This is a genomic window from Nocardia rhizosphaerihabitans (genome assembly GCF_014646295.1).
GTDB lineage: Bacteria > Actinomycetota > Actinomycetes > Mycobacteriales > Mycobacteriaceae > Nocardia > Nocardia rhizosphaerihabitans.
Genome location: NZ_BMNE01000002.1, coordinates 160,224 through 186,517, shown reverse-complemented (window position 1 = coordinate 186,517; position 26,294 = coordinate 160,224). Strand labels below are relative to the sequence as shown.

Below are 26,294 nucleotides of genomic sequence, written 5' to 3'. Positions count from 1 at the left end.
AGACGCGCACCCCGCACGCATTCAGCGTGCGGGGTGCGTCGGCATCCGGACTAGCGCGGACCGGCCGCCGATCCACCCGGCGCGGAACCGCCCGACAACGCCGACATGGACTGCCAGGTCGGCCAGTCGATGGCCCAGTCGTAGATGTCGCCGTCGGCCTGGGAGAGCTCGATGGAGGTGCCGGTGACCTCGACCGGGTCGCCGTAGCGGGCGGTCGGGAAGTAGGCCTGGGCGTCGGCGGGTGAGAGGTTGATGCAGCCGTTGGTGACGTTGGAAGAACCCTGGGCCGAGAGGGATTCCGGGTTGGCGTGGATGAATTCGCCGTTGTTGGAGATGCGCACGGCCCAGCGCTCGCGAACATTGGTGTAGTACGGCGGATTCGACATCAGGAAATCCTCGTACTTCTCGGTGACCACGTGGGTGCCCGAGCGGGTGACATTGCGTGGCTCGTTGCCCTCGCCGTAGGAGACGGCGAAGTCGAAGACGGTGACGCCGTCACGGACCACCTGCATGCGATGGCTCGGGGCATCGGCGATCACGATCTGGCTGCGGCCGATGGTGAAATCGGAGGTGAGGTCGGCGTCGCCGTACGCGCCGCCGCCGAAGTCGACGCCGTAGAGCTTGGCCGCCACGTGCACGGTGGTGCCGGGGGTCCAGTAGTTCTTGGGCCGCCAGTGCACCCGGGACCCGCCGTCGTCGGGCAGCCAGGCCCAGGAGCCCTCGGTGCCCGGATCGGTGGTGACGGTGAGTGCCTTCTCCACGGCCGCCTTGTTCGTCACCGGGCCGGTGAACTTCAGGATGATCGGGGCGGCGATGCCGACTTCCTGGCCGTCGCCGATATTGATCGTGGCCGGGATCGTCGAGGTGGGGCTGACGGTGGTGAAGGCGCCGTCGATCGGGACCGGCTTGTTGTCGGTGCCGATCGCGGTGCCGGTCCAGGTGTAGGTGGCGTTGTAGCCGAGCGGCTCGGTGATCTGGTACGTCGCGCGATCGGGGGTGAGTCTGCCCTCGACCTGCTTGCCGTTGGCATTGGTGAGCGCGATCTGGTCGATCCGGCCGTCGGAGACGGTGACCGATACCGGCGCGACGGGGTCGACGTCGGTCGCACCGGCCGACGGCGTGACGGCGACCTGCGCGACCGGTCCCGCGGACCCCGCGTCCTCACCGGGGCCGTCGATCGTGCATCCGGTCAGCACGACGAGCACCGCCAGCAAGATCACCGCAACCAGCGACCGGCCACGGCGAACGCCCATGCCACGGCCATCGGCGGCCTTGGTGGCCCTTACACGCTGAACTGCCGTCCCGCGCGCACGCAACGAGGCGGTTACCGAAGGTTTGCTCACCGCATCGAATGTACGCCGAGCTATCGACCTGCCCGGCTCACAGGGTGAGGCCGACCGGCACCGGCTCCGGTTCCAGCGTCACCCCGAACCGGTCCTGGACGCCCGCGCGCACCGTGCGGGCCAGCTCGACGATGTCGGCCGCGCTCGCGGCGCCGCGGTTGGTCAGCGCGAGCGTGTGCTTGGTCGACAACCGTGCCGCCGCCCGCTCACCGGGGAAGCCCTTGGCGAACCCGGCCCGCTCGATCAGCCAGCCCGCCGAGAGCTTCGTGCCGTCGGGCGCGGGGTAGGTCGGCACCGGCACGTCGCCGAGGTGCGCGGTGATCGCCGCCAGCACCTGCGGCAGCCGATCCGCGCCGACGACGGGGTTGGTGAAGAACGAGCCCGCGCTCCAGGTGTCGTGATCGGCCGGGTCGAGGACCATGCCCTTGCCCGCCCGCAGCCGCAGCACCTCGGCGCGCACGAGCTCGGCCGGGCGAGTCTCCCCGTCGCCCGCCCCGAGCGCCTTGGCCAGCTCGCCGTAGCGCAGCGGCGCGCTCATGCCCGACGGATCGAGCGCGAACTCGACCGCGAGCACCACCGCGGCATCACTGTGCTTGAGCACGCTGGTCCGGTACCCGAAGCCGAGCTCGGCGGGCTCGACCCAGCGCACCGCACCGGTCTCGCGGTCGAGCAGTTGCACCCGGCGCAGCAGCGTGGCGACCTCGACGCCGTACGCGCCGACGTTCTGCACCGGCGTCGCACCGGCCGAGCCGGGAATCCCGGACAGGCACTCCAGCCCGCCCAGACCGGCCGCGACAGTCGCCGCGACCACCTCGTCCCAGTTCGCGCCCGCCTCGGCGACCACGCTGTCGGCGCCGATCCGCACCCCGGTGTTCGCCACCCTGACCACGACACCGTCGAAGCCCGCGTCATCGATGAGCAGGTTCGAACCACCGGCGAGCAGCAGCACCCTGATTTCCGCCGCGTCCAGCGCCCGCACCGTCGCGATCAGCGCCTCGGTGCTTCCGCATTCGGCGACCAGCGCGGGCCCGCCGACCCGCAGCGTCGTCAATTCGGACAAACGCACCGATTCCCGCACCACCACGCCCGTGTCGGCGAGAAGGTCACGCACCTGATCGGAGGACACCACCCGTGTTGTTCGCACGTTTACAAACGGTAGCCTGTCGCGCATGGCTACACCTCTGGCGTTCACGGCTCGCTACACCTATTCGGTCGAGGCCGTGCGCGCGGCGTTCTCCGACGAGCAGTATTGGAAGGCTCGTCTCGAAGAGGTCGGCGGCCCCGGCGCCCGGCTCGATTCCTTCGCCAGCGACGGCAACACGGTCAGGGCCCAGCTGGTCCAGTCCATCCCCGCCGACCAGCTCCCGCCCGCCATCACCGCGGTCCGCCCCGGTGACCTGGCGATTCCCCGCACCGAGACCTACAGCGGCACCTCCGGCACCGTCGAGGCTTACGTCGACGGCGCACCAGCCAAGGTGAACGCCACCATCAGCCTGACCGCCGACGGCACCGGCTCGACCGCCACCGTCGACGGCACCATCGAGGTGAAGATCCCGCTGTTCGGCGGCAAGATCGAGGCCGCGATCTCCGAGCACCTGCTCGAGCTGCTCAACAACGAGGCCGCCTTCACCGAACAGTGGCTCGCCACCCACTGACGCGCAGAGGTCCGGGGCGCCGGATTCGAGCGCCCCGGTAACGTGTCCGCTCATGGCACGTCGACTTGACTACTCCGCCCGCTACCCGCTGCACACCACCGAAGAGCTCTACGCGGCGCTGCAGAGCAGGAATTACTGGGAAGCGCGCGTCGCCGAGATGCGGAAGTACTCCCCGCACAACGAGGTGATCAGCCACGAGGTGAGCGACTCCGGCATCGATGTGGTGCTCGCCCACACGCTGCCGCGCGAGATGCTCCCCGAGATCGCCCAGACGGTGATGCGCAAGGACATGGTCATCACCCGCAAGGAGAGCTGGAGCCCGTTCGCCCACGACGAGACCGAGGGCACCTTCTCCGCCTCGATCCCGGCCGGACCGGGCAGCCTCAACGGCACCATCCGGCTGTTCCCCACCGAGACCGGCGCCACCATGCGCTTCTCCCCCACCGCCAAGGTGTTCATCCCGATGGTCGGCCCGCGCCTGGAGCAGCTGATGCTGGTGAACCTGGTCGACCTGTTCCGGGCCGAGCAGGAGGAGACCTCGCGTTGGCTCGGGGAAGACGCGAAGAAGACGGTCTGACGATCAAGGGACTCGCACCGGTCGGCACGATCACCCGCGGCACGACCGGCGTCAACCGCCTGCGCCGCAGCGACCGCTGGCTGGTGCACGACGACCTGGTGACCGCGCGCCTGCGCACGGCCGCCGCTCCGCTGGTGGTCGACCTCGGCTACGGCGCCGCACCGTGGACGACCTTCGAGCTGGCCGCCCGCCTGCGCACCGTCCGCCCTGACCTCCAGGTGGTCGGACTCGAGATCGATCCGGCCCGGGTCGTCGACGGCCGCGACGGCGTGCGCTTCGCCCGCGGCGGTTTCGAACTGGCCGGACTGAACCCGGTGCTGGTCCGCGCGTTCAACGTGCTGCGCCAGTACCCAGAGGATGCCGTACCCGACGCGTGGGCCCGCATCCAGTCGAACCTCGTGCCCGGCGGTCTGCTGGTCGACGGCACCTGCGACGAGCTCGGCCGCCGCAGCGCCTGGGTGCTGCTGGACCGGCACCGCCCGCTCTCGCTGACCCTGGCCTGGGATCCGTTCACCGTGGAGCGCCCGTCCGATATCGCCGAGCGACTGCCGAAAGTGCTGATCCACCGCAACATTCCGGGCGAACGCGTGCACGCCTTGCTGACGGCGGCCGATCGCGCGTGGGACCGGTCGGCGGCGCTGGCGCCGTTCGGTCCGCGTATCCGGTGGCGTGGCGCGGCGGAAATGCTGCGCGCCGAAGGCTTTCCCGTGCGCGCGTATCGGCGCCGGATGCGTGACTGCGTGCTGTCGGTGCCGTGGCAGACGGTCGCGCCGAACGGCTGGTCAGACGCCGGTTAACGCCCGGCGTACCCGCGCGGCCGCTCGTGGCGCGAGTTGCTGTCCGCCCCAGGAGATCTCGTCGGTGTCGCAGCGATGGATGGCGACCGCGTCGGCCACCACCTCGTCCAGCGCCGACTGCGAGATCTCGGTCTCGGCCAGGTCGAGCACGGTGCGCACGGGCGTGGTCACCAGGAACGGCCCGGCCGACTCGATATCGGGGCCGCCGAGTTTGCGCCGGGTCAGCACCAGCCGCGGCGTCACCGGCGGCCTGCCCGCCGACACCGACAGATGCAGGAACCGCGGCTGTAATCTGCCGAGCCCGTGCAGCTCCGCCGCGCTCTGATACGACACCGCCGCTGCCCCGTCGAACCAGGCCGCCCACATCGCGTACTCGTCGAGCGGACCGGCCCGCCACTGCGCCAGCCGCATCATCCCGACCCCCGCCCTGGTCACCGTTCCGTCGCCGAGCGCGGCCCTGACCTGCAGCTCACAGCCGGTCCGCAGCACCTGCCGGGTCGTGAAGAAGCCCGCGTGGCGGCCGGCGAGCCGCCGCAGCACCCGCCACCGATGGTCCGCCGTCCCCTGCACCCGGCGCACACCCTCGCCAGTCATGGGTTTCAGGCTACGCCGCCGAAAGTGCGCCAGCTCACACTTTGCTACGAAGGCTTTCACTGCGTCCTCAGAGCAGACACAGAAAGTTCGGGAAGAATTCGATCCCATGAGCACGCAGACACCCCAACGCCCGAAGGTCGGTCGGCGCACGCTGGTGATCGCCTTGGTCGTGGTCGCCGTGCTACTCGTGGCGGCGATCGTGAGTACCGAAGCCTATGCCCGCCACCAGATCTCGCGCTGCATCAGCAGCTCGTTCGAGCAGGAGATGGGCTCGAGCATCGACGTGAGCTTCGGCCCCAAGCCGATGCTGATCACCTACATCGACGGCAAGGTCGGCTCGGTGACCATCGACAGCGAGGACAACAAGTTCGGTCCCGCGGTCGGGATGGTCGTGCACGCGGAGTTCGAGGACATCGAGCTGGTCGACCGTGGCCGCGGCGGCGGCACCATCGGCAGCTCGTCGGCCGAGGTGACCTGGAACAACGAGGGGATCGCGCAGACGCTGGGCGGCATGGTCAGCGGGGTGCAGTCCTCGTCGAAGACCGGCCTGCTCACCCTCGACGTGCTCGGCGGCCTGGCCCAGCTCGAGGTGCAGCCGATGGTGCGCAACGGCAATGTCGAGGTGGAGACGAAGTCCGCGCAGCTGCTCGGCCTCGGCCTGCCCACCGATCTGGTGCAGGGCATCGTCGAGGTGTTCACCCAGAGCTTGCAGAGCTACCCGCTCGGTCTGCGCGCGCAGGAAGTGAAGGTCACCGATGACGGTGTGGTCGTTCAGCTTTCGGGCGGCAAGACCCAGCTCGAGACGGTGTCCAGCGACCGGCAGGCCGAGTTCGCCTGCTGAGCTACTCGGCGAACCCGGCCAGCACGGCGGCCGACTTCGACAGCCCGAGCCGCGTCGCACCGGCCGCGATCATCGCCGCCGCGTCCTCGGCGGTGCGGATGCCGCCGCTGGCCTTGACCCCGAGTCGCCCGCCGACGGTCTCGGCCATCAGCCGCACCGCGTGCACGCTCGCCCCGCCCGCCGGATGGAATCCGGTGGAGGTCTTCACGAAGTCGGCGCCGCCCTGTTCGGCGGCTCGGCACGCGCCGACGATCGCCTCGTCGGTCAGCGCGGCCGACTCGATGATCACCTTGAGCACGACGCCGCGATCCGTCGTCGCCTCACGCACCGTGATGACGTCGGACAGCACCGCGTTGAAGTCACCGGCCAGCGCGGCGCCCACGTCGATCACCATGTCGATCTCGGCGGCGCCCTGGTCCACCGCCAGCCGCGCCTCGGCGCCCTTGACCAGCGAGTGATGCTTCCCGGACGGGAATCCGGCCACGGTTGCGACGACCAGCCCCGGCGCCCGCAACGGCAGCATCGACGGCGACACGCAGATCGCGTACACCCCGAGCTTGCGCGCCTCGGCGATCAGAGCCTCGACCTCGGCGGGAGTGGCTTCGGGGGCGAGCAGGGTGTGATCGATCATGGCGGCCACGTCGGCCCGGGTCAGCGGCGTCGAGACGGTCATGCTCGGAAGCATGACATACGACCAGTCCACCGCCCTTGCACAGGCAGTCCGGGAAACAGCGTTGCGCGGTCGTACCCATATCCGGGAGACTTAACCCAGCCGCCACAGACACGGAGACGATTGTGCTGATCCGTCGCGAGACCCCTGCGGATGCCGTGGCGATCGCCGCCATCCATCGAGCCGCCTTCGCCCCGCACTACGCCGAGGACCCGGCGATCACCGAACCCCCCGAGGTCGCGCTGGTCGACGCGCTGCGCACCGACGAGTCGTGGATGCCGACCTTGTCGCTGGTCGCACTCGAATACGACACCGTCGTCGGGCACATCTGTCTCACCAGGGCGGGCATCGGCCCGTTCCCGGTGCTGGCGCTCGGCCCGCTCGGGGTCGACCCCGATCATCAGAAGACCGGCGTCGGCTCGGCGCTGATGCACGCGGCGCTCGGCGCGGCGGACGCACTGGACGAGTCGGTCGTCGGCCTGGTCGGCAACCCCGACTACTACAGCCGCTTCGGCTTCGTCCCCGGCGCCCGGCTCGGCGTCGTGCCGGACCAGGCGGACTGGGCCGAGTACTTCCAGGTGCGGCCGCTGACGGCCTACGATCCGGCGGTCACCGGCGAATTCCGCTACCCGGCCCCGTTCTACGACCTCTGAGGGCGACCAGGGCGCAGCAGGCATCACCCTCCGTCAGCCCTGGACGCGGTCGGCGCTACCCCCCGGAACGCCTACCGTTCAACCTGAGCCCGTCTCGCCGTCACGGTCACCGTGTCGTCGACGACGTGGCCGGGGCCGCGGGGATCGAGACGGGCCACAGGATGTTGCATCAGAGTTTGATGCAGAAGGGGAAGGGAACGTGCATGTGGAACAGCTCCCAGCCCAGACTCAGCAGGCCGGGGCCGCAAGCGTGCACCGGCGTGACGTTGGCTGACGCGACAGTAACGCCGACGCCAGGGCTCAGCGTAGCCTCTGCCCCCGCGACCCCGCTCGTGAAGGCGACCATCGGCGTGATCGCAGCCGCGGCGATCGCCGCGCGCATCGCAAACTTGTTCATTTCTTTCACCTTTCACTGGATCGGCGTTCGGTGCCGATGTACCCACGTCGACCGAATGCGATCGACCGGGTCCCAGTGTGCGGCTGCTCACAGGTCCGCCACATCCGTGCCAGCACGGAACCGGGTCCGCCTACTCGAAGACGACTGTGCGTCGGCCGTGCACGAGCACCCGGCCTTCCAGGTGCCAGCGCAGCCCGCGCGCCAGCACGACCCGCTCGATGTCGCGGCCCTGACGCACCATGTCGCGGACGTCGTCGGCGTGGTCGACGCGGATGACGTCCTGTTCGATGATCGGTCCCGCGTCCAGCTCTGCGGTGACGTAGTGGCAGGTCGCGCCGATCAGCTTCACCCCGCGGTCATAGGCCTGGTGATACGGCCGCGCACCGACGAACGACGGCAGGAAGCTGTGGTGGATATTGATCGCCCGGCCCGCCCAGTGCTCGCACAGCTCGGCGGGCAGCACCTGCATGAAGCGGGCCAGCACCACCGCGTGCGGATCGTGGGCGTCGACGAGGTCGCGCACCTGCTGAAAGGCGGGCCCGCGCTCGGCGGGGTCCTTCGGGAACGGCACGTGGTGGAACTTCACGCCGTGCGCCTCGGTCATCCCGGCCAGGTCGGGGTGATTGCCGATGACGGCCTCGATGGTCGCGGGCAGCTCGCCGGCCTGCGCCCGGCCGAGCAGGTCGTGCAGGCAGTGCCCGTCCTTGCTGACCAGTAGCACCGCCCGGCGCGGCGCACCGGAGTCGTGCAGCTGCCAGTCGGTCTCGGGACCGAACTCGGCGGCGACCTCGGCGAAGCGGGCGCGCAGTTCGTCGATGCCGAACGGCACCGTCGAGGCCTTGACCGCCTGCCGGGTGAAGAACCAGCCGATGTCACCGTCGGAGTGGTAGCCGGCCTCCACGATCGAGCCGCCGAATTCGGCGATGAACGAGGAGATCCGGGCGATGATGCCCGGCCGGTCCGGGCAGCCCAGGGTCAGCACGAACCGGCGGTCATCCGAGGTCACAGGGGCAGAACTCATCCGCCCATCCTCGCAGGCGCTCAGGCCAGCGCGCGCACAGGCTCATGGACGGCGGCGAGCACCTCGCGCAGTTCGGCGTTGAACAGGTCGTAGCGCTCGACATTGCCGAGATGTCCGGTCGGCTGGACCTTGAACTTCGCCAGGGTGCCCGCCCTGCGCAGCAGCTCGGCGAGGCGCTCGGCGTGCACGACCGGGGTCATGTCGTCGCGGTCACCCGCCAGCACGGTGGTCGGCACGCAGAAGTTGCTCGCCGCGTCGCCCAGGTGCAGCTCGGCCAGCAGCAGGCCGTAGCGCGAGCGGGTCATCATCGGACAGCCGCGCACCACCGACAGCGCGTAGCTCAGCTTCTCCGGCGTGGTGTCCAGCGTCATCACCTGGCGGGCGAAGATCCAGCGCACGGGAGCGATCGGCGGGAAGACCACCGGCGTGCCGAGGATGAGCTTGCCGAGCCAGTCCGGGGTCGGCATCGCCCGCCCGCGCAGCAGGCGCAGCGGCTTGTTCAGGCCGGGAACCATGGTCGAGACCTCGACCAGCGAGTGCGCGCCGGTGTTGGTGAGCACCACGGCCTCGGCCTGTTCGGCGACCCGCTCAGGGTAGCGGCCCGCCCAGGCGATGAGCGTCATCCCGCCCATGCTGTGGCCCACCAGGACCGCGCGCTGACCGGGCAGCAGGGCCGCGTCGAGCACATCGCACAGGTCGTCGGCGAGCAGGTCGGTGCTGGGACGCGCGTATCCGTTGGTCGACTCGCCGTGGCCGCGCTGGTCGTAGGCGATCACGCGATACTCGCCGGCGAAGGCGTTGATCTGGGCGTTCCAGTATTCGATGGAACAGGTCCAGCCGTGCGCGAACACGATGACGGGCGCGTCGACCGGGCCGTAGGCGTGGACCCGCAGCCGGGCGCCGTCCGCGGTGACCACCGGGATCACCTCGTGCGGAACGGTCGGCGGATCGAAGGCCGCGAGCCCGTGGGTCCGCGTCCTGAGATCGGCCCGGTGGGCCGCCAGGGTGGTCTTGACCACGAAGGACGCGGAATTGACCAGGTTCAGCAGAGCCGTCGGCAGCTTTGCACGCATCGGCACACTCCTTTGTGTTACTGCTAGATACAGTAACACCGTGTACCACTGAACCGCGAGAGGTCGGCGACCTCAATTCGCCGCGGCGGCGGTTACCAGCGCGGCCCGCGCTGCACCTCGTCGATCTTCGGGCGCACGTCGGCGAGATAGACACCGGTCGCGATGATGGCGATGAACGAGGTCAGCATGCCGAAGCCGGCGATGCCGAGCAGCAGGAAGACCATCGCGCCGGCCAGGATCGCCAGCCAGATGGGCTTGGTCATCTTGTCGACGGCCGTGAAGGCCTCGGCGCGCTGGCGCACGGCGTGGATGAGCGCGAAGACCGTCGCGCCGAATGCCACCACCCACAGGACCAGCAGGATCAGCGACGTCACACCGGTTACCAGGTTCACACCCCCATCATACGAACAGCGGCCCCGCGCATCATCGGATGCGCGGGGCCGCTGTCGGCGGTAGACCTACTTACTCGGCCTTACTCGGCCTTCTTCGGCGCGGCCTTCTTGGCGGGCGCCTTCTTGGCCGGAGCCTTCTTGGCGGCGGGCGCCTTGGCAGCCGGAGCCGGGGCGGGCTCGGTGCTCACGGCGACGACCTCGGCATCGACAACCTCGTCGGCGACCTTCTCGGCCTCGGCCTTGCCACGACCCAGCAGGTCGGTGACCTTGGCGAGGGCGTCCTCGGCACGCGCGGAGGCATCCTTGTACAGGTTCTCGACGCGGCCGATCTGCTCGTCGACGGCCTGGTTGGCGCGCAGCCGGTCGACGGTCTCCTCACCGCGGACGGCGAGGTCGGCGTAGATGTCGAGCGCCTGGCGGTAGTACTGCTCGGCCAGCTTGCGCAGCTCCTCCGGGGTGAACTTCTCGCGCAGCTCGGCGAGGTCCTCCGGCAGCTCCGACGGCAGGCCGGCGATGCGCTCGCGCAGGGTGTCGAACTGGGCCTGCACGTCGGCGGGGACGTTGGCGATGCGCTCACGGGCCTCGTCGACGCGGGCCTTGGCATCGGTGGCGACGACGCGCTCGCGGACGTCGGCGACGACCTCGTTCACGGCGGTGTAGATGGCGTCACCGGCGCCCACGGTGGCGAACAGGGGCTTGGTCACGGTAGCGGTCTTTTCGGTCATCAGTCTTCGCTCTCCTGGCGTGGCGGAGTGTCAATTGTCGTGAACGAAACGTCGCTGTCCCGTTCGATCCCCCCTGAGCCGGCTTCTTCCCCGTTTTCCCGGCGAAACGACTCATAGATTTCCAGCAACACCTGTTTCTGCCGCTCGGTCACCGAAGTGTCGGCGAGCAGGGCGTCCCGGACCGGGCTGTGCGGACGCTGTTCAAGATATCCGGCCCGCACATACAACACCTCCGAGGAAACGCGCAGTGCCTTGGCGATCTGCGCGAGTACTTCGGCGGAGGGGTTACGCAATCCGCGTTCGATCTGGCTCAGGTACGGATTGCTCACCCCCGCCAGAGCGGCGAGTTGACGTAAGGACACCTGCGCAGCTTCGCGCTGGGACCTGATGAACCCTCCGATGTCTTGTGCCGCGTGCGCTACACGTCCCTCGGGCTGGTCTGCCATCACTCACCTTCTGGCGGTTGTACGGTCAATACTAAATGAGGGTGCTAGCTATTGCAAGCACTTCTGTTAGCACAGGTTCGGCTAACGGCCGGGCCTAGTGGAACAGCAGCTGCGAGATCGTGTAGATGGCCAGGCCGGCGAGCGAACCGACGACCGTGCCGTTGATCCTGATGAACTGCAGATCCCGGCCGACCTGCAGTTCGATCTTCCGGCTCGCCTCGTCGGCATCCCAGCGGGCGACGGTGTCGGTTACCAGGGTAGTGATCTCGGCCGAGTAGTTACCGACCAGATAGCGCGCGCCGCGGTCGATCCAGCCGTCCACCTTGCCGCGCATGGCCGGGTCGTCGCGCAAGCGCTCACCGAGCTGCTGCACATTCTCGGCCACCTTGCGGCGCAGGGTGGAATCGGGGTCCTCGGCCGACTCGAGAATCAACCGCTTGGCCGCGCGCCACGTCGCCTCGGCCATTCCGGTGATCTGCTCGCGGCCCATGATCTCGGCCTTGACCTTCTCGGCCTTGGCGATCATCGCCTCGTCGTGCTGCAGATCGTCGGCGAAATCCTGCAGAAAACGATCGGCGGCCTGACGCAATTCGTGGTCGGGATTCGAGCGCACCTTCCAGGTGAACTCGACCAATTCCCGATAGATCCGCTCGGAAAGCAACGTGTTGACGAATTTCGGCGCCCATTGCGGCGCGTCCCGCATGACGATGCGATCAATCGTCTCCTGCGAACCGAGCGCCCATTGATGCGCGCGTTCGGCGAGCAGATCGATCAGCGGCAGCTGCCGATTGTCGGCGATCAATTCCGAGAGCACCCGCCCGATCGGCGGACCCCACAGCGGTTCGGCGATCCGCTTGACGATGGTGTTGTCGATGATCTGCTCGACGTCCTCGTCGCGCAGCACGCCGACCACCGCGGTCAGGATCGTCGAGCTCTCCTGCGCGACGCGCGCCGCGTGCCCGGGATCGGCCATCCACCGGCCGACCCGCAGCGAGATCTGCGCGGAGTCCAGCCGCGCCGACACCACGTCGGGCGCGAGAAAGTTCGTGCCGACGAAGGCGCCGAGGCTCTCGCCGAGCTGGTCCTTCTTCTTGCGGATGATCGCGGTGTGCGGGATGGGCAGGCCGAGCGGATGCTTGAACAGCGCGGTGACCGCGAACCAGTCGGCGAGCGCGCCGACCATGCCCGCCTCGGAGGCGGCGCGCACATAACCGACCCACTCGCCGCCCCCACCGCGCGATTCGAGCCAACGGCACAGCAGGTACACCACGCTGGCCACCAGCAGGAATCCGGTGGCCAGCGCTTTCATCTTGAAGAGGTCACGTCGTTTACCAGCCTCGTCGGTCATGACCGCGAAACCCGCGGGTTGCGCAGCGGGTTCGGTGCGCGGCGCGAGTACCGCCGTATTGCCGGGAGCTTTCTCCATAGCCCCCATTCTGCTGTGCGCGCCGCGACAGTGCCGCCGCCAGCCCGCTTCACAGTGTGGTAAATGCCGCAACGTCGACCAAACGAGCGCCACCCCACACCAGCGCGCCTAAGCTGTAGAACGAGACACGCCACATCGACCACAAGGGGGCTGTTCTGTCCACCGAAGACCTTGTCGAGATCGGCGAGCAGACCGGCCGCGCCACCGTCCGCGGCGGCGGTCCTGTCGACGGCCGCAAACGGCGGTGGCGACAGCACAAGATCGACCGGCGCGAAGAGCTGGTCGACGGCACGCTCAACGCCATCCGCGCGCGCGGCAGCCAGGCGGGCATGGACGAGATCGCCACCGAGATCGGCGTGTCCAAGACCGTGCTGTACCGCTACTTCGCCGACAAGAACGACCTGGTGCACGCCACCATGCAGCGGTTCATCGAGACCACGCTGCTGCCCCGCGTGTACGGCGCGATCAATCTCGACGCCGACGAGTACCAGCTGGTGCGCGCCGCGATGACCGAGTACGTCGGCACCGTCGACGACGACCCCGAGGTCTACCGGTTCATCATGAGCAACTCCGCGGGTGACAAGTCCTCGCTCGCCGAGTTCGAACGGCTCTTCGCCGAGGTGGTCACGACCGTGCTGATCGACCGGGCGGGAAGCAAGGGCGCGCGCACCGACGGCGCGATGCTGTGGTCGTACGTGCTGGTCGGCGGCATCCAGCTGGCCACGCACTGGTGGACGACCACCGACAAGGCCATGCCGCGCCAGGACGTCATCGACTACCTGACGATGATGGCGTGGTCGGCGATCGAGGGCGTCGCCAGGGCGGGCGGTTCGCCCGAGCTGTTCAACGCACAGCCCCACGAACTGCCCGAGATCCCCGTACAGCCCTCCTGACCGGGGGTTTCCCCGGGACCTCCGGAGCCGGGCTCGACATCGCGGCGCGGTTGGTTACGCTGAACCGAGCGGGGCGCTGTGGCTTGCGTCACCGCCGGCGGTCGTGTGACGCTACGCGTCTACGGCCGCCCTGCGCGTCGGCACCAATGGAGGTACCTCGATGGCGAAGAACGTGCCGACATCCCGGCTTGCCCGCGGGACGAAACTGGGGGCGGTAGCGGCGAGCTCGGTCATCCGTTCGAAGAAGACCAGGCTCTCCATGCGCGGACGGTCCGAGGCGGTGCGCGCCAAGATGGCCGAGGAATCGATGATCCGCACCACCGAGCAGGTAGTCATGGTGCTGGGCACCATGAAGGGCGTGGCGATGAAGCTGGGCCAGATGATGTCGGTGCTCGATCTGGACCTGGTGCCGCCAGACCATCGCGACCGGTTCCAGCAGCGGCTGGCCGTGCTGCGCAATGCCGCGCCGACGGTGTCCTTCGAGGCCATGCGCGCGGTGATCGAGGAGGATTTCGGCAGGCCGCTGGCCGAGGCGTTCGCCGAATTCGACCCCGAGCCGATCGCGGCCGCCTCGATCGGCCAGGTCTACCGGGCCACGCTGCACGACGGCAGGGCCGTCGCGGTGAAGGTCCAGTACCCCGGCGTCGACGTCGCCGTGCGCGCCGACCTGAAGAACCTCACCATGTTCCGCCGGGTGCTGGCCTCGGCGATGCCGTGGATCACCCCGGCCGTGCTCGACGAGCTGAAGCTGAACATGGAAAGCGAACTGGATTACGTGGCCGAGGCCGTGACCCAGACCGAGATCGCCAACCTCTACCGCGATCACCCGTTCATCGTCGTGCCCGCCGCGGTGCGGGAGCTGTCGACCACCCGGGTCCTGGTCAGCGAGTTCGTCGAGGGCACCGGATTCGACGAGATCCGCAAGCTGCCCGCCGCCCAGCGCGACCGGGTCGGCGAGATCATCTACCGCTTCTACGTCGGCTCGCTGTTCACCTTCAACGAGTTCTGCGGCGACCCGCATCCGGGCAATGTGCTGCTGGCCCGCGACGGCCGGGTGGCCTTCCTCGACTTCGGTCTGTTCAACCGCATGGACCCCAAGCTGGTGCACTTCGAGATCCTGTGTCTGCGCGCCGCCGCGGAGGACCGCGCGGAAGACCTGCGGCAGTTGATGATCGAGCGCGGCGTGATCGATTCGCCGGAGGAGATCGGTGCCGAGGAGTGTCTCGAATACGTGCTCTCCGCCTCGGAGTGGTGCCTGGTCGACGAGGAACTGACCATCACTCCCGAACTGGCCAGCGGCGCGTTCCTGCTGGCCGTCGACCCGCGGGCCAGCGAGTTCACCGGGATGAAGCAGCAGAACCTACCGCCGGAACACCTGTTCTCCCGCCGCGCCGACTTCCTCACCTTCGGTATGCTCGGCCAGCTCGACAGCACCAACAACTGGCATCTGATCGCCCGGGAATGGCTCTACGACGAGTCGCCGGTCACCGAACTCGGTCTGGCCCACCGTGAGTGGCTCACCACCCATCCGCCGAAACCGGCGAAGAAGCCGCGTGCCCGCAAGGCCGGCACTCGATGAAAGGCTCGTCATGCCGCAGCACCGTGAATTCGATCTGATCCTGTTCGGCGCGACAGGTTTCGTCGGCAAACTCACCGCCGAATACCTGCTCACGGCCGCGCCCGAGGGCGCCAAGATCGCCCTGGCGGGCCGGTCGGCCGACAAGCTGGCCGCCGTGCGCGCCGAGCTCGGCCCCGCCGCCGCGAAGTGGGAACTGGTGGTGGCCGATTCGACCGACCCCGCGTCGCTGGCCGCGATGGCCGAGCGGACCAAGGTCGTGGTCACCACGGTCGGCCCGTACCTGCGTTACGGCATGCCGCTGCTCGGCGCGTGCGCCGCCGCGGGCACCCATTACGCCGATCTCACCGGTGAGCCGCTGTTCATCCACGACGCCATCGAGCAGTTCGAGCAGATCGCGGTCGACTCCGGCGCGAAGATCGTCAATTCCTGTGGCTACGACTCGATTCCGTCGGACCTGAGCGTCTACGAGCTCTACCGCGCCACCGTCGCCGACAACACCGGCGAGCTCGAGGACACCACCCTGGTGGCCTACCTCAAGGGTGGAATGAGCGGTGGCACCATCGATTCCGGCCGCGCGATGATGGAAGACATCGCCGCCGACTCCGCGCGCGGCCGCATCCTGGCGCACCCGTACTCGCTGAGCCCCGACCGCACGATGGAGCCCGACGTGGGCCGCCAGTCCGATCAGGCGCTGGCCCGCGCCGACAGCATCGACCCGAGCCTGGACGGCTGGGTCACCACCTTCATCATGGCCTCGCACAACACCAAGGTCGTTCGCCGTACCAACGGCCTGCTCGGCTGGGCCTACGGCAAACAGTTCCGCTACCGCGAGGTGATGAACGCGGGCAACTCGGCCGCCGCGCCGCTGGTCGCCGCCGGTATCGCGGGCGGCATCGTGGCCGGAATGGCCTCGGGCGCCGTGCTCTCGCGCGTCTCGCTGGGCCGCAAGCTGCTCGACCGGATCCTGCCCAAGCCGGGCACCGGCCCCAGCGAAAAGGCCCGCCTCAGTGGCTGGTTCACCATGAAGACCTTCGCGCGCACCAGCTCCGGCGCCAAGTACCAGGCCACCTTCTCCGGCACCGGCGACCCCGGCTACCAGGCCACCGCCGTGCTGCTCGGCCAGAGCGGCCTGTGCCTGGCCTTCGACGAACTCCCGCCGCGCGCAGGCGTTCTCACCCCGGCTTCCGCCATGGGCGAAGCGCTCACCGACCGGCTGCGCGAGGCGGGCATGACGATCGAGGTCGCACGGCAGTGAACCTAGCCCGCAAGACCATGAACGCGCCGGCCTTGGCCGCGGTGTACGAGCACGCGTGGCGGCCGACGCTGTTCTATCTGGCCAGCGGCCGAACCACCGGCAGCGACCGCCGCGAAGCGGTCGACACCTTGCGGCTCAGCGGCAGCAAGAAGGTACTCGATCTCGCCTGCGGCCCCGGCAATTTCACCAGGTACCTGAGCGAATTCCTCTCCGGTGGCGGCTTCGTCACCGGCCTGGACTACTCCGAGCCGATGCTGGCCAGGGCCGCCGCCGACAACGCGGGCCCGCGGGTCGGCTATGTCCGCGGCGACGCCCGCACGCTGCCCTTCGCCGACGGAACTTTCGACGCCGTCTGCTGTTTCGGCGCGCTGTACCTGATCCCCGATCCGATCGCGGCCACCCGCGAGATGATCCGGGTACTCGCGCCGGGCGGGCGGATCGCGATCACCACCAGCTACCGCGAGGACAACCTGTTCGGCCGGGCCAGCACCATGGCCGCCGGCCTGGGCGGGCTGCGGCTGTTCGACCGCGACACCTTCCCGACGCTGTTCGCCGAGGCGGGGTTGATCGAAATCGACCAGCGGGTGCGCCGTTTCATGCAGTACGTCGACGCCACCCGCCCGGCCTGATCGGTCAGGGCGCGGAGGCGGTAGCGCAGCGTCACCACGCAGCGTCCCCGAGCAGGCGACATCAAGTACAGCCTGACCGGTCGTGCGGTAGCTCGGCGGTAGCCTTCGCCGCATGGACACGCTGAACTCGGTGGTCGTCGATATCAATGATGTGTTCTGGAATTGGCTGCTGATCCCGCTGGTGATCGTCGCCGGACTGTATTTCACCGTGCGCAGCGGTGTCGTACAGCTGCGGATGCTGCCGGAGATGTTCCGCGCGGTCACCGAGAAGGGGACGACCGCCGAGGACGGCAAGAAGTCGGTCTCGGCGTTCGGCGCGTTCAGCATCTCGGCGGCGGCGCGGGTCGGCACCGGCAATATCGCCGGCGTCGCCACCGCGATCAGTGTCGGCGGGCCGGGCGCGGTGTTCTGGATGTGGGCGATGGCGACCTTGGGCGCCGCGTCGGCCTTCGTCGAATCCACGCTCGCCCAGCTCTACAAGCGGCCCGAGCACGAGCCGGGCACCTTCCGCGGCGGCCCCGCCTACTACATGGAGTACGGGCTGCGCCGCCGCTGGCAGGGCCTGATCTTCGCGGTGATCATCACGGTGACCTTCGGTTTCGTGTTCAACGCCGTGCAGTCCAACACCATCGTGGCGACGACGCGGGCCTCGCTGCCGGACCTGGACGGCGACTGGTTCGCCCCGCTCGTCGGGCTCGGCCTGATCGTGCTGCTCGGGGTGGTGATCTTCGGTGGGGTGCGCCGGATCAGCCACATCACCGAGGTGCTCGTGCCGATCATGGCGCTCGTGTACCTGCTGCTCGGCATCGCGGTGGTCGCGCTCAACATCGACGATCTACCGCGGGTGGTCGCCGATATCGTCGGCGGCGCGTTCGGACTGCGCGAGGTGGTCGGCGGCGGGATCGGTGTGGCCATCGCGCAGGGCATCCGGCGCGGCATGTTCTCCAACGAGGCAGGCCTGGGTTCCTCGCCGAACGCCGCGGCCGCCGCCGATGTCTCGCATCCGGTGAAGCAGGGCCTCGTGCAGTCGCTCGGCGTCTACTTCGACACCCTGCTGATCTGCTCGATCACCGCGTTCATCATCCTGACCAGCGATCCCGACCTGTCGGAGCGGCGCACCGCCGACCTCACCCAGAGCGCGCTACAGGACAGCCTCGGCTCCTGGGCGGGCCACATGCTCACCGCGGTCGTGTTCCTGCTGGCGTTCAGTTCGATGATCGGCAACTTCTACTACGGCCGCGCCAATATCGAGTTCATCACCGACCGCCCGCAGGTGCTCACCGCGTTCCGGGTGCTGGTGCTGGTGGCCGTCTTCGGTGGCGCGCTCGGTTCGGTGAGCCTGATCTGGAACCTGGCCGATGTGTTCATGGGCGTGATGGCGCTGGTGAACCTGGCCGCGATCATCCCGCTCGGTGTCGTCGCGTTCCGACTGCTCGCCGACTACCGGGCCCAGCGCGCGGCGGGCGTCGATCCGGTGTACGTGCACCGCCCGGAGATCGCCGACCCGGCGGGCGTCGCGTGCTGGCAGGAGACGATTGCATCGAGCTTGCCGGTCGATCGCGCGCACTAGTGGTAGGCATGGGAAATGGCGAAGAACTGGGCACAACCCGTCACGACAGCGCTGCGCGCCGATAGTCAGCGCATCGCCGACCTCGACACCTCGAGTACACCCGGTTTCGCCGGGGACAAGCAGCAGGGCCAGACGCTGCTGAGCGAGCGCGGCGTCGTCCTGTCGGACCTGCAGGAGCGGCTGTTCGCCAACGGCCGCACCGGCGACAAGCGCAGCGTGCTGCTGGTGTTGCAGGGCATGGACACCGCGGGCAAGGGCGGGATCGTGCGCCACGTCATCGGTTCGGTCGACCCACAGGGCGTCGACCATACCTCCTTCGGCGTGCCGACCGAGGAGGAGAAGCGGCACGACTTCCTGTGGCGCATCCGCAAGCGGCTGCCGGTGCCCGGCCAGCTCGGCGTCTTCGATCGATCCCACTACGAGGACGTGCTGGTGGCCAGGGTGCACGAACTCGTGCCGCGCGCGGAGTGGGAGCAGCGCTACGACAAGATCAACGCCTTCGAACGTGAGGTCGCCGACGCGGGCACCACGATCGTGAAGGTGGCCATGTTCATCTCGCTCGACGAGCAGAAGCGCAGGCTGCACGAGCGCCTCGAGCGTGCCGACAAGTACTGGAAGTTCCATCCCGGCGATATCACCGAACGCGGCTACTGGCCCGAATATCAGAAGGCCTACCAGGCTGTTCTCGAACGCACCAACACCGACTACGCGCCCTGGTACATCCTGCCCGCCGACCACAAGTGGTACGCGCGCCTGGCCGTCACCGAGCTGCTGATCGACGCGCTGACCGGGCTCGGGCTGGATTGGCCACCCGCCGATTTCGACGTCGAAGAGCAGCTGCGCCGGCTCGACGCGTCCTGACATCGATCTTTGAACAAACTCTCAGGTTCGGCCGCAATGATGTCCCTCGTGGGGAGACAACCAACGAAAGGCGTGTGACGACGGTGAGCACGGGCAAGCAGAATCCGCTGGCGGCGGCAGAGGCGGCCGACAAGAGGCGCAAGCTGGCGATCCAGATCGGTGTCGCCGCCGTCCTGGTCGCACTGATCGCGGCGATCGGCATCGGCATCGCCATGAACCGCTCCGACACCGAAGGGACGACGAGTTCCGTGGCGCAGCTCCCCGCGACCGGCGGTTCGGTCACCGAGACCGGCACCGTCCGCATCGGCAACCCGGACGCCAAGGTGAAGGTCCGCGTCGTCGCCGACCTGCAGTGCCCGGCCTGCCAGCAGTTCGAGGCGGCCAACGGGGAGGCGCTGGCCAAGGCCGCTGCAGACGGCACCGCGGTCGTCGAGTACCAGATCATCTCCTTCCTCGACCGCGCGTCCTCCACCCAGTACTCCTCGCGCGCGGCCAACGCGTCGTTCTGCGTCGCCAAGTCCGATCCGAGCCTGTACCAGACCTGGCTGCAGACCATGTTCGCCAAGCAGCCCGCCGAGGGCACCGCGGGTCTGAGCAACGAGCAGCTCATCCAGATCGCGACCGACGTCGGCTACACCGATCCCGCCGTGGCGACCTGCATCGACGACAAGCCGTACAACGACTACATCACCCAGGTCACCCAGCAGACGCTGAGCAGCGGCGTGAAGTCGACCCCGTCGGTGTTCATCAACGGTGAGCTGAACCAGTCCGACGCGATCTTCACCGAGAACGGCCTGGCGTCCGTGATCGCTGACGCGGCCAAGTGATCACCACGCCCGCCCGCTCGGCGTGGCTGCTGCTGATCGCCGGGCTGGCTGGCTGGCTGGCGTCGTTCACGCTCACCGTCGAACGGTTCAAGCTGTTCGTCGACCCGAACTACGTCACCTCCTGCAGCATCAACTCGGTGCTGTCGTGCGGGTCGATCATGCAGACCGATCAGGCGGCGGTGTTCGGTTTCCCGAACCCGCTGTTCGGCATCGTCGGGTTCTCCGTGGTCGTCACCCTCGCCGTGCTCTCGGTGGTCGGCGTCGGCTTCCCGCGCTGGATCTGGGGCGGGCTGTGGCTGGGCACCGTCCTCGGTGTCGCCGCGATCTGCTGGCTGATCTTCCAGAGCCTGTACCGGATCAACGCGTTGTGCCCGTACTGCATGGTGGTGTGGGTCGCGGTGCCGGTGCTGTTCGCGGTGGCCACGCAGGAGACCTGGGGCGGCTCGCGCGGTCCGATGGGGATCCTCGCCGAATGGCGGTGGACGCTGGTCGTGGTGTTCTACGCGGTGGTGCTGCTGCTGGTCTTCCTGAAGTTCCAGGACTACTGGCTGAGCCTGGTCTAGCTAGGGCGTTCCCTTCGCCAGCACCACCTCGACCGTGCGGGTCGTGCCGTCGGGCGCGGTGACGTCGAGCCGGATCAGATCGGCGGGCTTGCGCACATTGACCGCGGCGCTCAGCGCGCGGGCAGTGGTGATCGGCAGCCCGTCGACGGCGGTGATGACATCACCCGTCGTGATCCCGGCGGCCCGCGCGGGCTGCCCGTAGAAGGCCCAGTTCACCTGGGCGCCGGACGGATTCGCGTCGACGATCTGCACCCCGAGCGTGGCCGTCGGCCCGATGTGCACGGTCTCGGTCGGCGTCCCCGACCGGATCTGCGCCACGATCCGCATGGCGGTATCGATCGGCACCGCGTAGCCGTTGGCCTGTCTCGGCTGGTATTCGGTGCCGGGCCGCTCTCCCGAGGCCGCCGTGATCACCCCGACGACGGCGCCGGTGCTGTCGGCCAGCGCGCCGCCGGACTGTCCGCCGACGACGGGCGCCGCGATCTGCACCATGCCCCGCAACGACTTGCGGGTCAGGTCGGCGGAGTTCATCGCGACGATGCTCGCGTCGAGGTCGGTGATCGGCCCGGCGACCGCGGTCGCTTCGCCGCCGTCGCCGCCCGCGTCACCGATGGCGAGCACGTCCTGGCGAATCCGCAGCTCGGCGGAGGAACCGAGCCGGGCCGTCGGCAGCCCCGATGCCCCGGCCAGCGACAGCAGCGCGATATCGGCGATCGAGTCGTAGCCGAGGACCGTGGCCGGGTAGACCAGCCCGTTCCCGATATCGGTGACCTTCAGCTCGTCGGCGCCTTTGATCACGTGATGGCTGGTGAGGATCTGCCCGTCCGCGGTGAGCACGATGCCCGACCCGGCGGCGCTGCTCCCGAACCGCGTGGCATCCACCGCGATATTGACCAGCGCGGGCTCCACCTGCGCGGCGACCAGGACCGGATCGAGCGGGATCGGCGGCGGTTCCTCCGCGACGGCGACAACCTCGCCCGCCGGTGGATCCCAGGGAAACGCCAGCTCACCGCGATATCCGAGAAACGCGCACACGCCGATCAGCGCGACGACCAGCGTCGCAAACACCCGGCCAAGAGCGTGCACGCGCATGTCCTCTCTCGCGAGCCGACTACTCCATTGTGACCCGGATCCGAGCCGGGCCGGTATCGATCCGGACGCGCCGGTTGGCAAACGCCGCATGCGACGGTAGGCATAAGTCCATGAGCACCGCAGCCGCCTACGCCATCCCCGCCCCCGACGGGTCCTTCGAGAAGGTCACGATCGAGCGCCGTGAACTCGGCCCCGACGACGTCCTGATCGATATCAAGTACGCGGGCATCTGCCACTCCGACATCCACACCGCCCGCGACGAATGGGGCGGCACCAAATACCCCTGCGTGCCCGGTCACGAGATCGCGGGCATCGTCGCGGCCACCGGCTCGGCGGTGCGCAAGTACCAGGTGGGCGATCGGGTCGGCGTCGGCTGCCTGGTGAACTCCTGTGGCAAGTGCGTGCCGTGTCTGGCCGGCGAGGAGCAGTACTGCGCCAAGGGCGCCACCTGGACCTACAACAACCCGGTCCCCGAGACCGTGCAGCCGGGTGGCTACACGATGGGCGGTTACGCCACCCAGATCGTGGTGACCGAGAGCTTCGTCGTCGCCATTCCCGACGGCATCGGCCTCGATGTCGCCGCGCCGCTGCTGTGCGCGGGCATCACCCTGTACTCGCCGCTGCGGCACTGGAACACCGGGCCGGGCAAGAAGGTCGCGATCATCGGCATGGGCGGGCTCGGGCACGTGGGGGTGAAGATCGCGGCCGCCCTCGGCGCCGAGGTGACCGTGCTCAGCCAGTCGCTGCGCAAGCGCGACGACGGCCTGCGGATGGGCGCCGACCACTACTACGCCACCAGCGACAAGGAGACCTTCCGGCAGCTGCGCGGCTCGTTCGACCTGATCATCAACACCGTCTCCGCGAACCTGCCGATCGACAACTACCTGCGCCTGCTCGCCCTCGACGGCACCCTGGTCATCCTCGGCCTGCCCGATCAGCCGATGAGCGTCACCGGCCGCAACCTCGCCGCGTTCCGCCGCTCGCTGGCCGGTTCGATGATCGGCGGCGTCGCGCAGACCCAGGAGATGCTCAACTTCTGCGCGGCGCACGGCATCGGCGCGGAGATCGAGCTGATCTCGGCCGACGAGATCGATTCCGCCTACGAGCGGGTCATGGCCAGCGACGTGCAGTACCGCTTCGTCATCGACACCGCGACGATCTGAGCCGCGCGCCAGCGCGCGCGAACTCCGCCGTCCTCGGTACCGTGACCGGGTGGCTGCCGATGACGAACCGACCCCTGGCCCCGCCGCCGCGGCGGACACACTGCCGGTCGGCTGGTCGGTGCGCACCCCGCCGCGCTGGCTGCCGCGGTCGCTGCTCTACACGACCCTGGCCGTCGCCGGCCTGATCGCGGCGTTCTGGGTGCTCGGCAAACTGCAAGGCCTGCTGACCATTCTGATGGTCTCGCTGTTCCTGGCCTTCGCGATCGAACCCGCCGTGAACTGGCTTGCCGCGCGCGGTGTTCGGCGCGGGGCAGGCACCGGGGTGGTGTTCGGCGGGATGCTGCTGGTGGTCGTCGCGTTCGTGTGGACGCTGGGTGCGCTGCTGGTCAACCAGGTGACAATGCTGGTGAACAACGCGCCGGACTACATCCAGGACGTGGTCGACTGGATCAATTCGACCTTCGACCAGGACCTTTCCGGCGCCGACCTCACCAAATACGCCTCGGAGTGGAGCTCGACGATCGAGGGCTATCTGGTCGGTCTGGCCGGAAACGTCTGGGGCATCGGCACTGTCGCGATCGGCGCGATATTCCAGCTGCTCGGCGTGCTGCTGTTCACGTTCTATTTCGCCGCCGACGGACCCCGCTTCCGCACCTGGGTGTGCTCGCTGCTGCCGCCCAAACAGCAGAAGCACGTGCTGCGGGCGTGGGATATCGCGGTCGAGAAGACCGGCGGCTACATCTATTCGCGCGCGCTGCTGGCGTTGTGCTCCGCGCTCGCCCACTATGTCGCGCTGCGGCTGTTCGACGTGCCATCGGCGTTCGCGCTGGCGCTGTGGGTGGGCGTGGTCTCGCAGTTCATCCCCACCGTCGGCACCTATCTGGCCGGTGCGCTGCCGGTGCTGATCGCGCTGGTGCACGACCCGATCAGCGCGTTGTGGATCCTGCTGTTCATCGTCGCCTACCAGCAGTTCGAGAACTACGTGCTGCAGCCGCGGATCACCGCGACCACCCTGGACATGCATCCGGCGGTGGCCTTCGGCGCGGTGATCGCGGGCGCGGCGTTACTCGGGCCGACGGGTGCGCTGCTGGCCATCCCGGTCACCGCCACCCTGCAGGGCTTCGCCGGCGCCTTTGTCCGGCGCTACGAGGTCACCGAGGAGGCCGAGGCGCCGCCGGGGAAGAAGCGCAAGGAACAGCCACCCGCCGAATCGTCGAGCGAGTAGACGGCGCGATGGCCATCCTGCTGTCGCTCGTCTCCATGCTGTCGACCCTGTTCGGCGGCTTCGTCGCCATGCGGATCGGCGACCGTAGGCACCTGGTGCTCGGCCTGGCCGCGGGTGTCATGCTCGGCCTGGTCGCCTTCGATCTGATTCCCGAGGCGCTGGAGCAGTCGACCGGCGAGGTGTACGGGGTGCCGGTGGTGCTGATCGCCGCCGTGATCGGGTTCCTGAGCATCCACATCATCGAACGCGCCGTCGCCATCCACACCGGCCACGAGTCCGAATTCGGTGCCCACCACCACGGATTCGAGTCGGTCGGGCTACTCGCCGCGGCCGGTCTCATCTTCCACAGCACCCTGGACGGTTTCGGTATCGGCCTCGGCTACCAGGCCGGCGCGTCGGTCGGCCTGTCGGTCGCGATCGCGGTGATCTGCCACGACTTCGCCGACGGCTTCAACACCTTCACCATCCCCACCCTCTACGGCAACGCCCGCAAACGCGCCCTCACGCTCCTCGGCCTGGACGCCATCGCCCCCGTCATCGGCGCGATCCTCGGCACCCTCATCCACGTCCCCGAACAGTGGATCGGCCTCTACCTCGGCTACTTCGCCGGCTTCCTGCTCTACCTGGCCACCGCCGACATCCTCCCCGAGGCCCACGCCGAACACCCCTCCCGCCTCACCCTCCTGTGCACGGTCACCGGTGTCGGCGCGATGTTCGGCGTCGCCGCCCTCAGCCACTGAGCGGGCGCACCAGCCGCATCACCGCGTCCACCGAGGACTCGACCAGGGCATCGTCCAGCGGCAGGTGACCGAAGAGCGCGCGGAAGTAGATCGGCGCGGCCACCGTGTCGAGCACGAAGTCGAGGTCGATCCCGGGGTCGGCCTCACCGCGCGTCATCGCCGCCCGCAACGCCGTCGCGGTGGTCTCTCGCCGCGGCTCGAACACCGTCGCCAGGAAGTGCGCGCGCAGCTCGGGGTCATTGGCGAGGTCGGCGACCAGCGCGGGGAGCACCCGATCCAGCGAGGTGTCGCACAGCGCGGCAACGAGGTCGCGCAGTGCCGCGGTGAGATCCGCGCGCAGATCACCGGTGTCGGGTGTCGGCCGCACACCCAGCAGCTCGGCGACCACCGCGACGACCAGGTGCCGCTTGGACGGCCAGCGCCGGTAGATCGCGGGCCGGTGAATACCCGACCTGGTCGCCACCTCGCCGATGGACAGTTTGGCGTAGCCGTTGTCGTTGAGCACCTGCCTGGTCGCGGCCAGCACCGCGGCGTCGATCCGGTCCTCGCGGGCGCGTCCCGGCATCAGAACACCGGCCGCGGCACGAGCATGACGATCCAGCCGTCCGGATCGGGAAAGGCCATGCCGCCGTTGGCCGCCCAGTACGGATTCTCCGCCGCCACCGGTTCGACGCCGAACTCACCGAGCCGCTGCACGACGTCGAACATCGCCGCCTCGCCGTCGAAATACAGCACCAGCAGGTTCTCCGCGCTGGGCGCCGCACCCGGACTGCCGTCGACATGGCTGGTGAATTCCAGGTGGTAGTCGGTGCCGGGCAAGCCGAGCATCACCCCGTCGTATCCGGCGTGATTCTCGAAGCGGTACAGCTCGCGCAGGCCGAGCCCGTCGACATAGAAGCGCACGACGTCGTCGAGCCGGTCGGTCGGGCGCGCGATCCGGACCTGTGCGACGCGCAGGGAATCCGGCCAGGTCGTCATGTCCATGCCATAACAGTACAGTACGTACCGTAATGAAATTTGGTCGAGGGTGTCGAGCAGTTCGGTGAGGGTGAGGCGGAACTTGTCCATGCGGGAGCGGCTGTAGAGGGCGGTGTCGTACTCGAGCTGGAGGGTGACGCGGCCGCCGAGGGTGAAGGTGGTGAGCTTCGGGGGCATGCGGGGCCGACAGCAGGTCGGCCGCGTAACCGCAGAATAGGGGCAGTGCGCCGGGCTCGGGGCAGCACAGAAGCGGTCGAGCAGCGCGAAACCCGACCTGCCGTCGGAGATCCCGTGATGGACGATCAGCAC

The 26,294-nt window shown here is 68.7% G+C and carries 30 protein-coding genes; 16 read left to right on the top strand and 14 right to left on the bottom strand.

Annotated elements, in window-relative coordinates; genetic code table 11:
• Positions 1-50: 50 nt before the first annotated feature.
• Complete coding sequence (locus IEY60_RS07375; RefSeq protein ID WP_189027350.1) at positions 51-1,253, bottom strand: L,D-transpeptidase; 1,203 nt, start codon at positions 1,251-1,253, stop codon at positions 51-53.
• A 127-nt stretch (positions 1,254-1,380) separates the two neighbouring features.
• Positions 1,381-2,472 carry a UDP-N-acetylmuramate dehydrogenase gene (locus IEY60_RS07370; protein ID WP_189027348.1) on the bottom strand — a complete coding sequence of 364 codons (1,092 nt, stop codon included), beginning with the start codon at positions 2,470-2,472 and terminating at the stop codon, positions 1,381-1,383.
• A gap of 40 nt (positions 2,473-2,512) precedes the next feature.
• Between IEY60_RS07370 and IEY60_RS07365 the strand changes: the two genes are divergently transcribed.
• Genes IEY60_RS07365 through IEY60_RS07355 form a run of 3 tightly spaced genes read left to right on the top strand, consistent with a single transcriptional unit; the run spans position 2,513 to position 4,372 of the window.
• Complete coding sequence (locus IEY60_RS07365) at positions 2,513-2,998, top strand: DUF2505 domain-containing protein (protein WP_189025442.1); 486 nt, start codon at positions 2,513-2,515, stop codon at positions 2,996-2,998.
• A gap of 52 nt (positions 2,999-3,050) precedes the next feature.
• Positions 3,051-3,575 (top strand): DUF2505 domain-containing protein, encoded by a 525-nt coding sequence (locus IEY60_RS07360; protein ID WP_189025440.1) that lies wholly within the window; start codon positions 3,051-3,053, stop codon positions 3,573-3,575.
• Positions 3,576-3,577: 2 nt separating this feature from the next.
• A complete protein-coding gene (locus IEY60_RS07355) occupies positions 3,578-4,372 on the top strand; it encodes a class I SAM-dependent methyltransferase (RefSeq protein WP_189027346.1) in 795 nt (264 codons plus the stop codon).
• Here IEY60_RS07355 and IEY60_RS07350 read toward each other — a convergent pair.
• Positions 4,358-4,966 (bottom strand): type IV toxin-antitoxin system AbiEi family antitoxin, encoded by a 609-nt coding sequence (locus IEY60_RS07350; RefSeq protein ID WP_189025438.1) that lies wholly within the window; start codon positions 4,964-4,966, stop codon positions 4,358-4,360. The two genes, IEY60_RS07355 and IEY60_RS07350, sit on opposite strands and share 15 nt — an antisense overlap.
• A 106-nt stretch (positions 4,967-5,072) precedes the next feature.
• Here IEY60_RS07350 and IEY60_RS07345 point away from each other — a divergent pair, with 106 nt between their 5' ends.
• Positions 5,073-5,807, top strand: a complete 735-nt coding sequence (locus IEY60_RS07345) for an LmeA family phospholipid-binding protein (RefSeq protein WP_189025436.1) — start codon at positions 5,073-5,075, stop codon at positions 5,805-5,807.
• A 1-nt stretch (position 5,808) separates the two neighbouring features.
• Here the strand turns inward: IEY60_RS07345 and deoC are convergent, their stop codons facing one another.
• Positions 5,809-6,480, bottom strand: a complete 672-nt coding sequence (deoC, locus tag IEY60_RS07340) for a deoxyribose-phosphate aldolase (protein ID WP_229739633.1) — start codon at positions 6,478-6,480, stop codon at positions 5,809-5,811.
• Between the two features lie 122 nt (positions 6,481-6,602).
• Between deoC and IEY60_RS07335 the strand changes: the two genes are divergently transcribed.
• A complete protein-coding gene (locus tag IEY60_RS07335; RefSeq protein WP_189025432.1) occupies positions 6,603-7,130 on the top strand; it encodes a GNAT family N-acetyltransferase in 528 nt (175 codons plus the stop codon).
• Positions 7,131-7,299: 169 nt separating this feature from the next.
• Here IEY60_RS07335 and IEY60_RS07330 read toward each other — a convergent pair whose 3' ends face one another.
• The 7 genes from IEY60_RS07330 to IEY60_RS07300 form a co-directional block, all read right to left on the bottom strand.
• Positions 7,300-7,527, bottom strand: a complete 228-nt coding sequence (locus tag IEY60_RS07330) for a hypothetical protein (protein WP_189025430.1) — start codon at positions 7,525-7,527, stop codon at positions 7,300-7,302.
• Between the two features lie 130 nt (positions 7,528-7,657).
• The gene (gene purU, locus IEY60_RS07325) at positions 7,658-8,548 is read right to left on the bottom strand and encodes a formyltetrahydrofolate deformylase (RefSeq protein ID WP_189025428.1); all 891 of its coding nucleotides are present in this window, start codon (positions 8,546-8,548) and stop codon (positions 7,658-7,660) included.
• Between the two features lie 20 nt (positions 8,549-8,568).
• Positions 8,569-9,621 carry an alpha/beta fold hydrolase gene (locus IEY60_RS07320; protein WP_229739632.1) on the bottom strand — a complete coding sequence of 351 codons (1,053 nt, stop codon included), beginning with the start codon at positions 9,619-9,621 and terminating at the stop codon, positions 8,569-8,571.
• A gap of 92 nt (positions 9,622-9,713) precedes the next feature.
• The gene (locus IEY60_RS07315) at positions 9,714-10,007 is read right to left on the bottom strand and encodes a DUF2516 family protein (RefSeq protein ID WP_373291702.1); all 294 of its coding nucleotides are present in this window, start codon (positions 10,005-10,007) and stop codon (positions 9,714-9,716) included.
• A gap of 86 nt (positions 10,008-10,093) precedes the next feature.
• Complete coding sequence (locus IEY60_RS07310) at positions 10,094-10,738, bottom strand: heparin-binding hemagglutinin (RefSeq protein WP_308426085.1); 645 nt, start codon at positions 10,736-10,738, stop codon at positions 10,094-10,096.
• The gene (locus IEY60_RS07305; RefSeq protein ID WP_189025424.1) at positions 10,738-11,184 is read right to left on the bottom strand and encodes a helix-turn-helix domain-containing protein; all 447 of its coding nucleotides are present in this window, start codon (positions 11,182-11,184) and stop codon (positions 10,738-10,740) included. The genes IEY60_RS07310 and IEY60_RS07305 overlap by 1 nt, the downstream gene beginning before the upstream one ends.
• Before the next feature lie 94 nt (positions 11,185-11,278).
• Positions 11,279-12,532: a DUF445 domain-containing protein gene (locus IEY60_RS07300; protein ID WP_229739745.1), complete on the bottom strand. Its 1,254-nt coding sequence runs from the start codon at positions 12,530-12,532 to the stop codon at positions 11,279-11,281.
• 257 nt (positions 12,533-12,789) lie between these two features.
• Between IEY60_RS07300 and IEY60_RS07295 the strand changes: the two genes are divergently transcribed.
• From IEY60_RS07295 to IEY60_RS07260, 8 genes are all read left to right on the top strand, one after another.
• Entirely contained in the window at positions 12,790-13,503 is a 714-nt protein-coding gene (locus IEY60_RS07295) for a TetR/AcrR family transcriptional regulator (RefSeq protein ID WP_189027340.1), read from the top strand.
• 160 nt (positions 13,504-13,663) lie between these two features.
• Positions 13,664-15,082, top strand: coding sequence for an ABC1 kinase family protein (locus tag IEY60_RS07290; RefSeq protein WP_189025420.1), 1,419 nt, complete (start codon positions 13,664-13,666; stop codon positions 15,080-15,082).
• Positions 15,083-15,092: 10 nt separating this feature from the next.
• Entirely contained in the window at positions 15,093-16,337 is a 1,245-nt protein-coding gene (locus IEY60_RS07285; RefSeq protein ID WP_189025418.1) for a saccharopine dehydrogenase family protein, read from the top strand.
• Complete coding sequence (locus tag IEY60_RS07280) at positions 16,334-16,966, top strand: class I SAM-dependent methyltransferase (RefSeq protein ID WP_189025416.1); 633 nt, start codon at positions 16,334-16,336, stop codon at positions 16,964-16,966. Before IEY60_RS07285 ends, IEY60_RS07280 begins: the two co-directional genes overlap by 4 nt.
• Before the next feature lie 112 nt (positions 16,967-17,078).
• Positions 17,079-18,536, top strand: a complete 1,458-nt coding sequence (locus IEY60_RS07275; protein WP_189025414.1) for an alanine/glycine:cation symporter family protein — start codon at positions 17,079-17,081, stop codon at positions 18,534-18,536.
• A 15-nt stretch (positions 18,537-18,551) separates the two neighbouring features.
• A complete protein-coding gene (locus tag IEY60_RS07270; protein WP_189025412.1) occupies positions 18,552-19,397 on the top strand; it encodes a polyphosphate kinase 2 family protein in 846 nt (281 codons plus the stop codon).
• Between the two features lie 74 nt (positions 19,398-19,471).
• Positions 19,472-20,224: a DsbA family protein gene (locus IEY60_RS07265; protein ID WP_189025409.1), complete on the top strand. Its 753-nt coding sequence runs from the start codon at positions 19,472-19,474 to the stop codon at positions 20,222-20,224.
• Entirely contained in the window at positions 20,224-20,787 is a 564-nt protein-coding gene (locus IEY60_RS07260; RefSeq protein ID WP_373291701.1) for a vitamin K epoxide reductase family protein, read from the top strand. Before IEY60_RS07265 ends, IEY60_RS07260 begins: the two co-directional genes overlap by 1 nt.
• Here the strand turns inward: IEY60_RS07260 and IEY60_RS07255 are convergent, their stop codons facing one another.
• Positions 20,788-21,879 carry a S1C family serine protease gene (locus IEY60_RS07255; RefSeq protein ID WP_189025405.1) on the bottom strand — a complete coding sequence of 364 codons (1,092 nt, stop codon included), beginning with the start codon at positions 21,877-21,879 and terminating at the stop codon, positions 20,788-20,790. It lies immediately after the preceding gene.
• A gap of 110 nt (positions 21,880-21,989) precedes the next feature.
• Here IEY60_RS07255 and IEY60_RS07250 point away from each other — a divergent pair, with 110 nt between their 5' ends.
• The 3 genes from IEY60_RS07250 to IEY60_RS07240 are packed head-to-tail and all read left to right on the top strand — an operon-like array spanning position 21,990 to position 25,007.
• Positions 21,990-23,042, top strand: a complete 1,053-nt coding sequence (locus IEY60_RS07250) for an NAD(P)-dependent alcohol dehydrogenase (protein ID WP_189025403.1) — start codon at positions 21,990-21,992, stop codon at positions 23,040-23,042.
• Between the two features lie 49 nt (positions 23,043-23,091).
• Complete coding sequence (locus IEY60_RS07245; protein ID WP_189025400.1) at positions 23,092-24,267, top strand: AI-2E family transporter; 1,176 nt, start codon at positions 23,092-23,094, stop codon at positions 24,265-24,267.
• Positions 24,268-24,275: 8 nt separating this feature from the next.
• On the top strand, positions 24,276-25,007 hold the full coding sequence (locus IEY60_RS07240) for a ZIP family metal transporter (RefSeq protein ID WP_189025398.1): 732 nt from the start codon (positions 24,276-24,278) through the stop codon (positions 25,005-25,007).
• Here the strand turns inward: IEY60_RS07240 and IEY60_RS07235 are convergent.
• Both IEY60_RS07235 and IEY60_RS07230 read right to left on the bottom strand, forming a co-directional pair.
• Positions 24,997-25,572 carry a TetR/AcrR family transcriptional regulator gene (locus IEY60_RS07235; RefSeq protein ID WP_189025387.1) on the bottom strand — a complete coding sequence of 192 codons (576 nt, stop codon included), beginning with the start codon at positions 25,570-25,572 and terminating at the stop codon, positions 24,997-24,999. The genes IEY60_RS07240 and IEY60_RS07235 overlap by 11 nt on opposite strands.
• Positions 25,572-25,985: a VOC family protein gene (locus IEY60_RS07230; RefSeq protein WP_229739744.1), complete on the bottom strand. Its 414-nt coding sequence runs from the start codon at positions 25,983-25,985 to the stop codon at positions 25,572-25,574. Before IEY60_RS07230 ends, IEY60_RS07235 begins: the two co-directional genes overlap by 1 nt.
• Positions 25,986-26,294: the final 309 nt, after the last annotated feature.

Excerpts from the sequence above, each read along its gene's own strand:
- deoC (WP_229739633.1), bottom strand. The coding sequence starts at position 6,480 with ATGACCGTCTCGACGCCGCTGACCCGGGCCGACGTGGCCGCCATGATC.
- IEY60_RS07360 (WP_189025440.1), top strand. The coding sequence starts at position 3,051 with ATGGCACGTCGACTTGACTACTCCGCCCGCTACCCGCTGCACACCACC.
- IEY60_RS07290 (WP_189025420.1), top strand. The coding sequence starts at position 13,664 with ATGGCGAAGAACGTGCCGACATCCCGGCTTGCCCGCGGGACGAAACTG.
- IEY60_RS07350 (WP_189025438.1), bottom strand. The coding sequence starts at position 4,966 with ATGACTGGCGAGGGTGTGCGCCGGGTGCAGGGGACGGCGGACCATCGG.
- IEY60_RS07235 (WP_189025387.1), bottom strand. The coding sequence starts at position 25,572 with ATGCCGGGACGCGCCCGCGAGGACCGGATCGACGCCGCGGTGCTGGCC.
- IEY60_RS07305 (WP_189025424.1), bottom strand. The coding sequence starts at position 11,184 with ATGGCAGACCAGCCCGAGGGACGTGTAGCGCACGCGGCACAAGACATC.
- IEY60_RS07285 (WP_189025418.1), top strand. The coding sequence starts at position 15,093 with ATGCCGCAGCACCGTGAATTCGATCTGATCCTGTTCGGCGCGACAGGT.
- IEY60_RS07310 (WP_308426085.1), bottom strand. The coding sequence starts at position 10,738 with ATGACCGAAAAGACCGCTACCGTGACCAAGCCCCTGTTCGCCACCGTG.
- IEY60_RS07250 (WP_189025403.1), top strand. The coding sequence starts at position 21,990 with ATGAGCACCGCAGCCGCCTACGCCATCCCCGCCCCCGACGGGTCCTTC.
- IEY60_RS07300 (WP_229739745.1), bottom strand. The coding sequence starts at position 12,532 with ATGACCGACGAGGCTGGTAAACGACGTGACCTCTTCAAGATGAAAGCG.
- IEY60_RS07375 (WP_189027350.1), bottom strand. The coding sequence starts at position 1,253 with ATGGGCGTTCGCCGTGGCCGGTCGCTGGTTGCGGTGATCTTGCTGGCG.
- IEY60_RS07275 (WP_189025414.1), top strand. The coding sequence starts at position 17,079 with ATGGACACGCTGAACTCGGTGGTCGTCGATATCAATGATGTGTTCTGG.
- IEY60_RS07240 (WP_189025398.1), top strand. The coding sequence starts at position 24,276 with ATGGCCATCCTGCTGTCGCTCGTCTCCATGCTGTCGACCCTGTTCGGC.
- IEY60_RS07255 (WP_189025405.1), bottom strand. The coding sequence starts at position 21,879 with ATGCGCGTGCACGCTCTTGGCCGGGTGTTTGCGACGCTGGTCGTCGCG.
- IEY60_RS07330 (WP_189025430.1), bottom strand. The coding sequence starts at position 7,527 with ATGAACAAGTTTGCGATGCGCGCGGCGATCGCCGCGGCTGCGATCACG.
- IEY60_RS07230 (WP_229739744.1), bottom strand. The coding sequence starts at position 25,985 with ATGACGACCTGGCCGGATTCCCTGCGCGTCGCACAGGTCCGGATCGCG.
- IEY60_RS07270 (WP_189025412.1), top strand. The coding sequence starts at position 18,552 with ATGGCGAAGAACTGGGCACAACCCGTCACGACAGCGCTGCGCGCCGAT.
- IEY60_RS07365 (WP_189025442.1), top strand. The coding sequence starts at position 2,513 with ATGGCTACACCTCTGGCGTTCACGGCTCGCTACACCTATTCGGTCGAG.
- purU (WP_189025428.1), bottom strand. The coding sequence starts at position 8,548 with ATGAGTTCTGCCCCTGTGACCTCGGATGACCGCCGGTTCGTGCTGACC.
- IEY60_RS07320 (WP_229739632.1), bottom strand. The coding sequence starts at position 9,621 with ATGCGTGCAAAGCTGCCGACGGCTCTGCTGAACCTGGTCAATTCCGCG.
- IEY60_RS07345 (WP_189025436.1), top strand. The coding sequence starts at position 5,073 with ATGAGCACGCAGACACCCCAACGCCCGAAGGTCGGTCGGCGCACGCTG.